This window comes from Ferruginibacter sp. (assembly GCF_031391665.1).
Lineage (GTDB): Bacteria > Bacteroidota > Bacteroidia > Chitinophagales > Chitinophagaceae > Ferruginibacter.
On the sequence record NZ_JANMUN010000053.1, the window covers coordinates 1 to 14,588 of the forward strand.

The following is a 14,588-nucleotide window of genomic DNA, read 5'->3' on the forward strand; positions in this document are numbered from 1 at the left end:
ATCCTGAGTATTGGATATCCATTTGCCTGTTTGAATTACCTGCCTGGATTGATAGACAGAAATAAATAGAATGATAATGATAATACCTAAAAGCACTTTAATACCATTGGTGTAATGCTTATTAGTGATTAACTTAAAATTCATAGATATGTGATTGGATGTAATGACAGAACCTGCACCAGCAGGCTGCATTACACTTGTAAGATAAGCAAAAAAAATATATTGAAATATCTCTTTTAACCTTATGTAACTGTATTTTAATATTAAAAAGGCAGGTTGAAATGATAATGGCAGCAAACAAACAACAGACTCTAAATATTTTCCTGCAAATATTTATTACTTAGTTTTACCTTATCATAATAAAATAATTCACTTTAAAAGCAACGCAATTTTGCGGATTGGTTATGAAAATTGATATCATCTCTGTTGTTCCGGATTTACTGCAAAGCCCTTTTGCCCACTCTATTTTAAAAAGAGCAAAGGATAAAGGTTTGCTTGCAGTAAGCGTAATTAATTTAAGAGATTACACTACTTATGCAAGGGCACAGGTAGATGATTATGCGTTTGGCGGTGGCGCAGGAATGGTGATGATGATAGAGCCATTGGTAAATGCCATTGAAAGTTTACAAAAAGCAACTGCCTACGACGAAGTAATTTATTTAACCCCTGATGGCGAAACATTCAATCAAAAAATGGCGAATAGTTTTTCTTTAAAAAATAATTTACTGCTTATTTGCGGCCATTACAAAGGCATTGATGAAAGAGTGAGGCAACATTTTATTACCAAAGAAATTTCTATAGGTGATTATGTTTTGAGTGGCGGCGAAATTGCTGCGGCAGTTTTGGTGGATGCAATTGGGAGATTAATTCCCGGTGTATTGAATGATGAGACTTCTGCATTAACTGATTCTTTCCAGGATAATTTACTGGCGCCTCCAGTTTATACAAGGCCCGAAGAATTCCGTGGATTGAAAGTGCCGGATATTTTATTAAGCGGCAACCATAAATTAATTGAAGAATGGCGGGTGGAGCAAAGTTTGCAAAGAACAAAAGAGAGAAGGCCGGATTTACTGGAGGATTAAAGTGAAAAAAAAATTAAAAAAAATCGTGGCGGGTTGCCACGATTTTTTTATTCTTCCAATTTAAATTTAATCCTTCTTCAATCCAATAACCGGCAGTACCTTCTCTCTTATTAATGCATTTAATTTTACCACATCATCGTCCAGTAATTTTTTTAAGGCGTTCAACTGCACATCTGTTTGTGCGCCTAACTCAGCAAATGCATCTTTAACCTGTTTTGCAGGTGCCGCATTACCGCTCACGGCAAAATCGTACAGGCCACTTATTTTATCATCTAAGCGGATAGGAAAATTCAACACATCCTGGCCGCTTTTTGCTTTTGTTTGATGCAGTGCTTCTTCAATAGTAGTCATTTGCTTATTGATAGTATCAGCCTGTTGTTTTATTTCCTTTGGTAAATCTTTGCCCTGTTTATCTGTAAAATCACTGATCTGTTTTCTAACATCACGGATATTTTTTATTGCTTTTTGAATATCATTGAATTTATCCCTTACAGCAATTAAAAAATTAAACTGGTCATCATAATCCTGTTGCGTAAGTTTATACGCTGGGTTTGCCTTTATTACAAAACTTCCTTCTGCAGAATCTTTATCCGCTTTTATTTTATAAAAATAATTGCCGGGAGCTGCCTTGGGGCCAGGCACATTGCCATGCCAGATAATTTGTCCCTCAATTTTATCTGCTGGTGGGTACAGCATATTCCACACAAACTGGTTCATGCCTTTGCTTACATCAATCTTATCATCTTTTTCTTTTGCATTGGTAGCAAATAATTTTATTTGCTTTTTATTTTTATCTAAAATTTCAATACTAACTTTTGAAGAATCATTTATGTTTTTCACATAATAAAAAATACTTGAACCATTCGGTGGATTCATTCCTGCATTTTTTGTATTTAAATTTTGAAATCCATCGAAACGAAAAACATCATTTACAGTGTAAACAAAAAGATTTTTGTTAGTGATATCATTTGCTTTTTGCTGCACCACACTCAAATCATCCAGTACCCAAAAACTACGGCCTTGCGTAGCCACAATTAAATCGTTTTCTTTAATGGTTAAATCAGTTATAGGTACCATGGGCAAATTCAGTTGAAAAGTTTTCCAGCTGGCGCCATCATCATAACTGATATACATACCATACTCTGTTCCTGCATATAATAACCCTTTTACTTTTCTATCTGCTCTCATTGCCCTTGTAAAATTATTCGACGCAATGCCATTGGTAATCTTTACCCATGTTTTTCCATAATCTTCTGTTTTAAAAATGTAGGGTGCAAAATCATCGCTCTTATATTTAGTTCCAACAAAATAAGCTTTGCCTTTTACAAACGGATCTGTCTCCACACAATTCCACATCATCCATTTACCTGCTGCAGGCGGCGTTACATTCTCCCAGTTTTTTCCTGCATCTTTACTTACATGTATCAATCCATCATCGCTGCCCGTCCATAATAAATCTTTTTCTAAAGCAGATTCTGTTGCAGTAAAAATGGTACAATAAACTTCTACACCGGTATTATCTTTTGTAATGGGGCCGCCGCTGCTGCGTTGTCGTAACTTATCGTTGGTAGTTAAATCTCCGCCTAATGCAGTCCATGATGCACCTTCATTTTCTGTGGCAAATAATATATTACCGCCTGCATATAATTTTTTGGGGTTGTGCGGACTAAAGAAAATAGGAAAGTTCCATTGAAAACGATATTTACTTACATCTGCACCTCCACCCAGCGGATCATCGGGCCATACACTTACCGCACGGTTCTCTCCTGTTTTATGATCTAACCTTGATAAGTAGCCGCTGTAATTGCCACCATACACCACATCAGGATTTGAGGGATCGGCAACCACGTAACCACTTTCTGCGCCAGCAGTTTCCTGCCAATCGTTTTGTGTTATTTGTCCACCATCACTTCTGGATAAAATTCTTACGGTGCTGTTATCCTGCTGTGCACCCAAAATTCTGTAAGGAAAATGATTATCGGTACTTACCCTGTAAAATTGTGCCGTGGGTTGGTTCATATAAGTGCTGAAATTATCACCGCCATCAAAACTTATTTGTGCACCGCCATCATCGGCAATAATCATTCGTCTGCCATCTTCAGGATCAATCCATAAATCATGATGGTCGCCATGCGGTGTATTTATATTTTTAAAAGTTTTTCCTCCATCAACACTTTTTAAAAAATTTACATTAAGGGCATACACACTGTTTTCATTTTTAGGATCCACAAAAATTTTACTGTAATACCACGCCCTTTGACGAATGCTGTTATCACTGCTTTGCAATGTCCATGTTTCGCCGGCATCGGTACTTACAAATAATCCGCCATCTTTATTTTCTATAATGGCATAAATTTTATCGGTGTTAGATGGCGCCACTGTTATTCCGGTTATACCCCATAAACCTTTTGGTAAACCTTTATTGGCTGATATATTTTTCCATGTTTCGCCTCCATCAATACTTTTCCAGATGCCGCCGCCATCCCCACCACTTTCTAAACTGTAAGGCGTACGCTGTATGCGCCATGTACCTGCATATAATACGCTTGGGTTACCCGGTTCCATAATTAAATCGCTGCAGCCTGTTTGATTATTTACATACAAAACTTTTTTCCAGTTCTTTCCTCCATCGGTAGTTTTAAAAATTCCCCGTTCTTCATTGGGGCCAAACATATGGCCAATTGCTGCTACCCAAACTACATCCGGATTTTTTGGATGAATAATAATGCGGATAATATGCCGGCTATCTTTTAATCCTAAGTTTTTCCAGCTTCTGCCGCCATCATCTGTACGCCACATACCAAAGCCCTCACTAACATTTCCTCTTAAAGTATTTTCACCTTCGCCAACATATAAAATAGTATTGTCACTGGGAGCAACAGCTACGGCACCAATGCTGCCTCCAAAATATTTATCACTGATGTTTTTCCAGTTGCTGCCGCCATCCAAAGTTTTCCAAACGCCGCCACCGGTTGCACCAAAATAAAAAGTGTTTTTATTTTTGGTATCGCCTGCTACCGCACCGCTGCGGCCGCCACGGTAAGGCCCAATACTGCGGTATTTTGTTTTACTGAGCAAAATACTGTCATCATTATTTACAACAACATTTTGTTTTTTTTGGGCAAGAGAGGAAAACGCAACAGCAAATGTTGCCGCAAGCAATAATAGTTTTTGCATCGTAGTTTAATTAGAATTGGAAGATACGGAATGAAATTAAAAAAGTGCTCCAATAATGAAGCACTTTTCTTAGTAAATAATTTTTTTATTGTTTAAATATACTTTCGTCAACCGCAATGTTCGTATCAATTTTTGAAAAATCTGTGGTCCCTTGTGCATTGGTTGTGGAGTAAGGAAACCAGTAACCATCAGCATTTTGCTTGTAATTGCTGTAGGTATTGGCAACCTCTGTTTCTTCTCCATTTACCATTCTTTTACCTGTTGATTTTATCTTAAAATTGGTTTTAGTGCTGATGAAATAATTAGTAACCGTACCCATTTTATTGGTAAGTTTAATATTGTAACATTCTTCACCGTCAACAGTTTCTTTACCAACTAATGTTACTGTACTGCCTTTCTCTTTATAATTAAATAATGCCCCCTGCAGATCTAACTGTCCTGTTGCGCTTTTTAACTGATCGTCCGACATAGGAGTAGGTTCGCTCATACCCTGTACAGGCATGAATACAGTACCCTTTGCAGGTGTTACTATCTGATAATTTTCAGTCCCCATTACTGAGATATCTGCTCTCATACCCACCCCGTGTGAGGTAGTTATTGCCAATGCTACATCATTACCCATTACGCTCAGGTTGCCTTCCATTTTAACCGATTTAAGAGAAGCTAATTTTTCTTTGCCCCCCATAGCTGTAATATTTTTATCAATAATTTCATCCACTGTTTGTGCCTGTGCAAACTGTGCAAAAATCATTACCATAATAAACAGGCAGAAAATAAATAAAGGTTTCATTGTTGATTGTTTTAGTGCGGCAAGATAAATTAAAATCTTAATTCAATACGTTTTGTTTATCCCTTTTATCCTTCATCTTAAACCGTTCATAATAGATTAAGTTTGCAAAAGAAACTTAAATATAATTTATGCCGAAAATTATAACCGGGAATATTGTTGATATTTTCGATAAACAAATTTTTTATGGATCAGTGACTGTTGAGGAAGGGAAGATAGCTTCAATTAAGAAGTTACCAGCTATCAACGAACAACTTTCAGCTATCCACTATATTCTTCCCGGCTTTATCGATAGCCATGTGCATATTGAAAGCTCTATGCTGGTACCATCTGAATTTGCAAAACTAGCTGTGGTGCATGGCACGGTTGCCACCATCAGCGATCCTCATGAAATTGCTAATGTTTGCGGCATGGAAGGTGTACAATTTATGATTGACAATGGAAAAATGGTAGCTTTTAAATTTCATTTTGGTGCACCCAGTTGTGTACCCGCTACCATTTTTGAAACCGCAGGTGCTGTATTAAATGTAAATGATGTTGATGCATTATTAAAAAGCGATGATATTTTTTATTTGAGTGAGATGATGAATTTTCCGGGTGTGCTGAATGATGATGAGGAAGTGCTGAAAAAAATTTCATCATCAAAAAAATATAATAAACCTGTTGATGGCCATGCGCCTGGTTTAATGGGTGAGCTGGCAAAAAAATATATTGATGCCGGCATAACTACCGATCATGAATGTTTTACAGCAGCCGAAGCGCTGGACAAATTAAAATACGGCATGAAGATTTTGATACGTGAAGGCAGCGCCGCAAAAAACTTTGACGCATTGATCGATCTGATGCATGAACATTACGAAATGATGATGTTTTGCAGCGATGATAAACATCCAGATAGTTTGGCAGATGGCCACATTAACCAATTATGTGCAAGAGCTGTTGCAAAAGGTATTGATATTTTTAAAGTGTTGCAGGCCGCATGCATTAACCCTGCATTGCATTATAAAATGAAGGTGGGATTATTAAGAGCAGGTGACGCTGCGGATTTTATTGTGGCAGAGGATTTAGAAAATTTTAAAGTAGTACAAACTTATATTGATGGAGAATTGGTGGCGGAGAATGGGAAGTCAAAAATAAAAACTGTAAGCGCTGAACTAATAAATCAATTTGATTGCACTAAAAAAACAATTTCAGATTTTAGATTTACAGCCCCTCCTGAACTTCGTTCGTTCTCTGGCGAGAACCCCCAAGGGGAGGGAAAAGGAGAAGATCATGCAGGAGATTTATTTTGTATTGAAGCTTTAGACGGGCAATTAATTACCAATAAAATTATTTGCAATCCCATTATTAAAGAAGGTTTTTACGAAAGCGATATTGCAAACGATATTTTAAAAATTGTTGTGGTTAACCGTTATAAAAATGCACCGGTTGCAAAAGCATTTATTAGAAATTTTGGTTTAAAGCAAGGTGCTATCGCATCATCAGTGGCACACGACAGCCATAATATTGTTGCGGTGGGTGTGGATGATGAAAGTTTAATGAAAGCAGTAAACTTAGTTATCGGTGCACAAGGTGGCGTTAGTGCTGTTAATCATAATAAAGAAATGCTTTTAGCATTACCTGTTGCCGGATTAATGAGTAATGAAGATGGTTATAAAGTTGCAGCAGCTTACACTGCTATTGATAAAATGGTTAAAAAAGAATTGGGCAGTACCTTAACCGCTCCTTTTATGACTTTATCTTTTATGGCATTGCTGGTGATACCACATTTAAAGTTGAGTGATTTGGGATTGTTTGATGGGGACGGGTTTAAGCTAATCGGAAACAATTAATTTGATTTGCTCATGTATCATTGCGGCATTATCCGGACCTGTTGAAGAAATATTTTCAAAAAAAAGCACATCGCCTTTCATTGATTTTATAAGTATTTGTTTCATTTCAGGCGAGAAAAGATAGCTGGAATTTTTTAATGAATCAGTTACAGTGTTATTGGTCATTCGTTTAAAATCAAACCCAATTACATTCATTGCTAAAAACGGAACATTTGTTTTTACAACCAATGAATTAAAAGTGAGCAAATGTTTTTTTGAAATTATTCCCTCTCTTACCAAAGTATCTCCGGCAACAAAAATTAAAGGGTCCGAAATCTGTAACACTGCTAGTTTCTTTTCAGCAACCAGATTTTTTCTGTAGAATATTTTTATTGATGCATCAGTATTTGGTGCAGAGCAGTGAATAATATATTTTCCATTACTTCCTGAAACAGTTCCTCCATTTACATTTACTGATAATTTTTCTACAGCGATTTTTGGAGATTGAATAATCACCTCGTTATCTATGCCAATAAACAAACTATCCGCCTTGGTTATAATTTTTACCTGTGCAGATAAACTGCATGAAATAAAAATTAAAAAGGCCGTATAGTAAATTTTCTTACTCACCCTTCGCCCCTACTATTTTCAACGCCACACTATCTGTTCCCTTGGGTGCAAAATATTTAGTTTTAAATTCGGCAGATTTACCGGGGGCAAGTGTTTCAAAAATGGTTTCCACATCTTCTTCCAACAGCGCTTTGGTTTTACTGTAAAAAAATAATTTTATTTCTATGTCTTTATAACTGGCAACTTTGGCGGTGTTATTCAACATTCCTTTTACCACAGTTTGGCCTAAAAGATTTTTTTTATCATGGCCGGTAACGGTTAAAAAACGGGCAGGGTTTTTCTTTTCGGTTTCTTCCAGCGTTTCTTTGGTTTGTTCGTATTTATCTTTTGCAGCATCAGTTTTTTTATCGCCGGTGTTGCAGGCACCAATTACAAATGCAGTTACAAATACCAAAGCAGTCATTCTTTTCATGTTGTTTATTTAGAGTACAATAAAAATACATTTTTCTCAAATGCTGTGTTAAAAGATTTTAAGCCACATGGTCTGACGTCCCCGTCTGACCATGTTTGTTTTAGCCCGGGGCTACTAAATTGCTACAGAAAAAAAATGCGGCAAGGGAGATTTTTTATTTTAGTTTTGTTTTATTCAACCGCTTTAATAAAAGCTTAATAAAGATTTACTGTACAAGAGTGCGACGCCAATGAAGCCTGGCTTTGCACTGTTGCCGGGAACAAAAAATAAAAACCACTCACCCCAAACTGATTTTATGGTCATAAATTTAAGCGAACAACATTCTTTAATAAGCAACTGGGTAAGTGAATTACGCAATGTAGATGTACAAAACGACCGCATGCGCTTTAGAAGAAACCTGGAGCGTATTGCAGAAGTAATTGGCTACGAAATAAGTAAAAAAATGGAGTGGGAAGAAAAAGAAATTACCACGCCGCTGGGCATTTCTACCAGTAGGGTTTTAAAACAACAGCCGGTACTGGCTACTATTTTACGTGCCGGCCTTGCTATGCACAATGGTTTATTAAATTATTTTGATAAGGCAGATAATGCTTTTATAAGCGCCTACCGCAAACACAACCCCGATGGCAGTTTCGATATTAGCCTGGAATACATGAGCTGTCCCGAAATTGAAGGCCGTGTACTAATTATAAGTGACCCCATGATTGCAACAGGATCTTCCTTGGTAAAGTCTATACAATATTTAAAAGAAGAAGGTACTATTAAAGAGCTGCATATTGTTTGCGCCATTGCCTGCACTGTCGGCATTGAATATGTAAAACGTGAAGTACCCAAAGCTACCATTTGGTGTGGTGATATTGATGACGAAATAACTGCCAAAGGTTACATTGTACCCGGTTTAGGAGACGCCGGGGATTTGGCTTTTGGGGCAAAGCTCCAGGGTTGAAAGCCCATAGTTAAAGGTTGATAGTTAAAAGTTTAAGGTTAGAAGTCAGCAGGTTGCACAACGTTCCCCAATCAACCTTCAACTTTCCTTATTTTTTGATGCAGCTTTTTGCTGTAATTCCTTATCTTTAGTTTTCTGAATAGTTTATGAAAATGAGAAAATCAATCCTTTTTACCGCTGCCCTTTTATTTTCAGTAATTGCTAATGCACAGGATCCGCATTTTTCGCAATTCTTTTCTTCACCGTTAACTTTAAACCCTGCCTTTACCGGTAAGTTTAATGGTTTATGGCGTTTGGCTGCTAACCACAGAGATCAGTGGCCTTCTATTCCTAAAGCGTATGTTACTTCAAGTGCTTCAATAGATTTTCCTATTTTACAAAGCAGAATTCCAGAAGGGGATGTTTTTGGTGTAGGCCTTTCGGGCTTATCGGATGCCAGTGCCAATAATATTTTAAAATTAAATTATGGTTCTGCCTCTATGTCGTACCATAAATCTTTAGATGAAAATGGTTACAGCACTATTGGTGCAGGTTTTCAGGGTACTTATTCTAATTTAAGTTTGGATGTTACCAAACTAAATTTTGAAGACATGCTTACACAAAACGGTTTTACCGGTACCACCACTGATATATTAACCAATGGCAATAACCAGGGTTATTTTGATGTAAATGCCGGTGTTTTATATTCCGGTTCAAGCAATGGTATCAACAATTATTATTTAGGTGTTTCCATGTATCATATCAACCGGCCTAAAGTTAGTTTTAAAGATAAAAACTGGTATTTAAGCGGCCGTATTACAGTGCATGGTGGTGGTTCTTTTCCGGTATCTGATCAACTATCTGTACATACTTCAGTAATTCATCAAATACAAAATAAAGCCAGCGAAACTACATTGGGTGCTGCTATTGCTGCCAACTTAAACCAGGATGAAGAAAACCCTACCAGCGTTTACCTCGGCAGCTGGATACGTTTTAACGATGCCATAGTTCCTTATGTTGGTTTAGAATTTGGCGGCCTTAGAATTGGCGCCAGCTACGATTTAAATATCTCCAGCTTAAAAGCTGCCACCAATACCCGTGGCGGTTCAGAAATTTCTTTGATCTACATTAAACAACCTGCTGAAAACAAAGGCATTCCATGTCCTAAATTTTAATAGCTGGTTAGTAATATTTTCAGATAGTTTTTTTAGTGCAAAGTTTGTTAAACATTATTTCCTTAAAACCGGGAAATACCCTACTTTTATAATCACCACTAACTAAAAACTGTTTATGAAAAAAATCTACAAAGTAGTTATTACGCTGCTGTTTTTATCATCATTATCTTTTACCGTAAATGCACAAAATCTTTTTTTTACGGATATTAATGAAAGTGCTATCCAGATTGGTAATTTAAAAAGAGTGATCATACCTCAAAAGTTCAGGACTGTAAATTTAAACAACCAGCAGCTTAAAGATTTTTTATGGTCATTACCCAGCGAAAAAAATGTTGCTAACCGAAAACTAACGCCGGTACTGGAACTACCAACACCGGATGGCCGCATTGCTAAATTTCATGTTTGGGAAAGCAGTATCCAGGAACCAGCTTTACAAGCAAAGTTTCCGGATATTAAAACATTTACAGGCCAGGGTATTGATGACCCTTATGCTACTATTCGTTTAGATTATTCTCCTTATGGATTTCATGCGCAGGTTTTAACCATCAACGGCACCTATTATATTGACCCTTATGCAAGAGGGATGGTCAATAATTATGTAAGTTATTACCGTAAAGATTTTACAAAAACGGGTACCATTTTTTGCGAAGTGCCGGATAATACAGTTGCGCCGCCACCAATAAATGGCGTAACAGCTCAATGTTTAGGAACAGATTTACGAACCTACCGGTTAGCAGTAGCCTGTACAGGAGAGTATGCACAGGCGCCGGGTATAAATGCAGGTACTAACGCTGCAATTTTGCATGCGGCAATTGTAACCTCTGTAAACAGGGTTGTGGGTGTTTATGAAACTGAAGTATCTATAAGAATGGTATTAGTGGCCAATAATAATATAATTGAATATTTGAATGCCTCAACAGATCCGTTTAACGGAAACAATAATGCCAACGTATTAATTAACGAAAGCCAGATAGTAATTGATGCTAATATAGGTTTTGCCAATTACGACATTGGACACACTTTTAGCACCGGTGGTGGTGGATTAGCGCAACTTAATTCTCCATGTGGTGGCAGTAAAGCAAGAGGTATTACAGGTAGCTCCAACCCAACCGGAGATCCTTACGATATTGATTATGTAGCGCATGAAATGGGGCATCAGTTTGGCGGTAACCATTCTATGGCAGGTTGCGGCTCTTCTCCTACATCAACCAAATACGAAGTAGGAAGCGGAACAACAATACAGGCTTATGCAGGTATTTGTGGTGCCGAAAATATTCAACCAAACAGCGATCCATATTTTCATCCCATTAGTTTTGATGAGATAAGCAATTTTGTTACAACTGGCGGTGGCAGTACTTGCGGTACATCCACACCTACTGGAAATACTTTGCCGGTAATAGATCCTTTGCCTAATAATGGCTTAAGCATTCCGCCGGGTACACCTTTTACTTTAACAGGTTCAGCATCGGATGTCAATGGCGATCCGCTTAGTTATTGCTGGGAGCAATGGGATTTTAGCGGAACAGCAACCTGGAATGCAGGAGCTACTGCGCCTGTTAATAATACTGTTCCTTTATTCAAATCACGGGTTCCAAAAACTACAGGAAGCAGAACTTTCCCGGATATGGCTGTAATATTAGCCGGTTTTCCAACTAATCCTCCATCTGCCATGGGTGGTTTAAAGGGAGAAACTTTATCGCCGGTGGCAAGAACAATGAAATTCAGGCTAACGGTAAGAGATAATCGTGCCGCTGGCGGAGGTGTTGTATCAAGTGGTTCCGGATGCCAGGGTACAAGTGTGTTTCAGGTAAGTGTTGTTGGCACCACTCCTTTTACATTATCTGCGCCCAATGGTGGAGAAAGCTGGCCGGGAGGAAGTACACAAACTATTACATGGAATACGGCAGGTACACAAATTGCACCTGTTGGTGTTACCAACGTAAAAATTTCTTTATCAACAGACGGGGGGGCTACTTATCCAACAGTATTGGCTGCAAGTACAGCTAATGATGGCAACGAAGCACTGGCAATACCCAGTGGTGCTACCACCGCTGGCAGAATTAAAATAGAAGCAGTTGGCAATATTTTCTTTGATGTTTCCAATGTTAATTTTACCATAACGGCACCGGTTACCGGTTTTGATTTTTCAGGTACAGCACCGGCATCTGTTGGCTGTGGCAGTGCAACTTCTGCGACAGTAACATTAGGCACCATTTCAAACGGAGGATATGTTGTTCCAATAAATCTTTCTGCAAGCGGAAATCCGGCAGGCACCACCGTTAGCTTTAGCGTAAATCCCGTAACTCCCGGCAACAGCACAGATGTTACGCTTAACAATACCAATACACTTGCTGCAGGCATTTACAATATTGTAGTAACAGGTGTTTCGGGTGCAATAACTCAAACCAAAACATTAACTTATACTGTTAATCCTGGCACAGGACCATCAATTACTTTACAACCTGCCGCACAGCTAACCTGTGCCGGCTCTCCTGTATCTTTTTCAATTACTTCAGCAACTGCCACTGCATATCAATGGCAGGTGAGTACAGATGGAGGCGCCAACTTTAGTAATATTACCGGCGCAACCGCTACTAATTATTCTATTGCAAGTACATTGGCATCACAAAATAATTATCAATACCGTTGTATTGCCATCGGGCAATGTAATACCACCACATCCGCTGCAGCAATATTAACAGTAAACACACCACCTGCAATAACCACACAGCCTGCTGCAAGTACAATTTGTGCCAGTCAAAATACATCTTTTACCGTAGCGGCATCTGGTACTACATTAACTTATCAGTGGCAGGTGAGTACTAATGGTTGTTCAACTTTTAGTAATCTTGCTAACGGTGCTCCTTATTCGGGTGTAACATCTGCTACATTAACCATAACAAGCGCCGCTACGGGTTTAAATAATAGCAGTTACAGGTGTTTAATAAATGGTGCATGCCCCGGCACTGCAACTACTAACTGTACTTTGCTTACAGTTAATACCCCTTTAGCAGTAACATCTCAACCTGCCAATTCAACTTTATGTGCAGGTGCTGCTGCAACATTTACAGTAGCGGTAACTGGTACCGCACCAACTTATCAATGGCAGGAAAGTAACAATGGTGGCACTTCTTTTACAAATATTACTAACGGAGGCATTTACACTGGTGCAACAACAGCTGCTGTAAATTTAACCGGTATTACAGCAGGTATGAATAATTATCAATACCGTTGTATTATTAGCGGAGCCGCCTCATGTGCTGCTGTAAATTCTGCCAATGCTGTATTAACGGTAAACACCGCACCTGCAATAACTGCACAACCAGTAGCATCCACTACACTTTGCGCTGGCTCAAACATAACTTTCACTGCAACTGCTAATGGAACTGCATTAAATTACCAATGGCAATTAAGTACTGCAGGTGCTGGCGGCCCGTGGAGTAATGTTACAAATGGTGGAGTTTACAGCGGAGCTACAACAGGTTCTTTAGTGATTACGGCAGCTACTGCTGCCATGAGTGGTTACCAGTACCGCAGTGTAGTTGATGGAACATGTGCGCCTGCTGCAACTACCACAAATGCCGCACTTATTGTCAATACGCCAATTAATATCACTACACAACCGGCTGCAAATACAAATATTTGTGCAACAGGTTCAACCAGCTTTACAACAGCTGTAACTGGCACTTCACCCACTTATCAATGGCAGGAAAGTACTAACGGAGGTACTACATGGACCAATGTAACCAATGGTGGTATTTATCTTGGAGCAACTGCAAATACACTAAGCTTAACCGGTATTACTGCAAGCATGAACAGTTACAGGTATAGAAATGTTATAACAGGTACTGCACCTTGCGGATCGGTAAATTCAAATAATGCTGTTCTTAATGTTACACCACAGCCAGTAATAACCATAGCTCCTTTAACTGCTTTATCGGCGGGGCAACAAACTACATTAACAGTAAATGTAACACCTGCACCGGGCTTAAGTTTTGCCTGGAATTTAGAGGGCACATTATTACCCTTAGCAACAGGTAACACATTAACAGCTACAGTAAATGAGTTAGGCAAATACCAGGTTATTGTTATCAGTGGAACGGGCAGTTGTACCTCAGAATTAAAAGAAATTACCGCAGCACCAAGCACCAGGTTATTTATTTTCCCCAGCCCCAGTGATGGATTGTTTACTGTTTCGTATTATACTGCAGGAGCTTCTTTAACCAACAGAACAAAGCAAAGCATAGTAGTTTACGACAGCTATGGCCGTAGCGTACATAATAAAGAATACACCGTATCTCAGGCTTACCAGCTGCATAAGATAGACTTACGCCGCAACACTGCCGGTGTGTACTATATTGTTTTAAGAGAGGCTAATGGAAATAAAATTAAAACAGGCGAAGTACTTATAAGATAGGTACTAAATAATTCAATTAAATAATTTTCACTCCCGTATTTAAATGCGGGAGTTTTTTTGTACTTTTAGTTTGTAAAAAGTACCCTTATTAAATTACACTATTAACCTGTAAAGAAATAAGCCTACCTAAAATTGAGTATTGCTTTTGAATTTGTAAGTCTTTACTTTTAAC

At 38.3% G+C, this 14,588-nt stretch carries 9 protein-coding genes; 5 read left to right on the forward strand and 4 right to left on the reverse strand.

Features of this window, described 5'->3' with window-relative positions; translation table 11 throughout:
• The first annotated feature begins 404 nt into the window (after positions 1-404).
• Positions 405-1,082 (forward strand): tRNA (guanosine(37)-N1)-methyltransferase TrmD, encoded by a 678-nt coding sequence (gene trmD / locus ACY651_RS03910; protein WP_462249908.1) that lies wholly within the window; start codon positions 405-407, stop codon positions 1,080-1,082.
• 66 nt (positions 1,083-1,148) lie between these two features.
• Here trmD and ACY651_RS03915 read toward each other — a convergent pair whose 3' ends face one another.
• Positions 1,149-4,259, reverse strand: a complete 3,111-nt coding sequence (locus tag ACY651_RS03915; RefSeq protein ID WP_462249910.1) for a WD40/YVTN/BNR-like repeat-containing protein — start codon at positions 4,257-4,259, stop codon at positions 1,149-1,151.
• A gap of 85 nt (positions 4,260-4,344) precedes the next feature.
• Complete coding sequence (locus ACY651_RS03920; protein WP_462249912.1) at positions 4,345-5,049, reverse strand: LolA-like protein; 705 nt, start codon at positions 5,047-5,049, stop codon at positions 4,345-4,347.
• Positions 5,050-5,177: 128 nt separating this feature from the next.
• Between ACY651_RS03920 and ade the strand changes: the two genes are divergently transcribed.
• Positions 5,178-6,878: an adenine deaminase gene (ade, locus tag ACY651_RS03925; protein WP_462249914.1), complete on the forward strand. Its 1,701-nt coding sequence runs from the start codon at positions 5,178-5,180 to the stop codon at positions 6,876-6,878.
• Here the strand turns inward: ade and ACY651_RS03930 are convergent.
• Positions 6,861-7,487 carry a hypothetical protein gene (locus tag ACY651_RS03930; RefSeq protein WP_462249916.1) on the reverse strand — a complete coding sequence of 209 codons (627 nt, stop codon included), beginning with the start codon at positions 7,485-7,487 and terminating at the stop codon, positions 6,861-6,863. The genes ade and ACY651_RS03930 overlap by 18 nt on opposite strands.
• Complete coding sequence (locus ACY651_RS03935; protein ID WP_462249918.1) at positions 7,480-7,899, reverse strand: hypothetical protein; 420 nt, start codon at positions 7,897-7,899, stop codon at positions 7,480-7,482. The genes ACY651_RS03930 and ACY651_RS03935 overlap by 8 nt, the downstream gene beginning before the upstream one ends.
• A 295-nt stretch (positions 7,900-8,194) precedes the next feature.
• Here ACY651_RS03935 and upp point away from each other — a divergent pair, with 295 nt between their 5' ends.
• From upp to ACY651_RS03950, 3 genes are all read left to right on the forward strand, one after another.
• Positions 8,195-8,845 (forward strand): uracil phosphoribosyltransferase, encoded by a 651-nt coding sequence (gene upp / locus ACY651_RS03940; protein WP_462249920.1) that lies wholly within the window; start codon positions 8,195-8,197, stop codon positions 8,843-8,845.
• Positions 8,846-8,997: 152 nt separating this feature from the next.
• Positions 8,998-9,999 carry a PorP/SprF family type IX secretion system membrane protein gene (locus ACY651_RS03945; protein WP_462249922.1) on the forward strand — a complete coding sequence of 334 codons (1,002 nt, stop codon included), beginning with the start codon at positions 8,998-9,000 and terminating at the stop codon, positions 9,997-9,999.
• 115 nt (positions 10,000-10,114) lie between these two features.
• Positions 10,115-14,416: a reprolysin-like metallopeptidase gene (locus tag ACY651_RS03950; RefSeq protein ID WP_462249924.1), complete on the forward strand. Its 4,302-nt coding sequence runs from the start codon at positions 10,115-10,117 to the stop codon at positions 14,414-14,416.
• Positions 14,417-14,588 lie beyond the last annotated feature (172 nt).

Bases quoted from the DNA above. Each gene is read 5' to 3' on its own strand.
- trmD (WP_462249908.1), top strand. From the start codon at position 405: ATGAAAATTGATATCATCTCTGTTGTTCCGGATTTACTGCAAAGCCCT.
- ACY651_RS03915 (WP_462249910.1), bottom strand. From the start codon at position 4,259: ATGCAAAAACTATTATTGCTTGCGGCAACATTTGCTGTTGCGTTTTCC.
- ACY651_RS03920 (WP_462249912.1), bottom strand. From the start codon at position 5,049: ATGAAACCTTTATTTATTTTCTGCCTGTTTATTATGGTAATGATTTTT.
- ade (WP_462249914.1), top strand. From the start codon at position 5,178: ATGCCGAAAATTATAACCGGGAATATTGTTGATATTTTCGATAAACAA.
- ACY651_RS03935 (WP_462249918.1), bottom strand. From the start codon at position 7,899: ATGAAAAGAATGACTGCTTTGGTATTTGTAACTGCATTTGTAATTGGT.
- upp (WP_462249920.1), top strand. From the start codon at position 8,195: ATGGTCATAAATTTAAGCGAACAACATTCTTTAATAAGCAACTGGGTA.
- ACY651_RS03945 (WP_462249922.1), top strand. From the start codon at position 8,998: ATGAGAAAATCAATCCTTTTTACCGCTGCCCTTTTATTTTCAGTAATT.
- ACY651_RS03950 (WP_462249924.1), top strand. From the start codon at position 10,115: ATGAAAAAAATCTACAAAGTAGTTATTACGCTGCTGTTTTTATCATCA.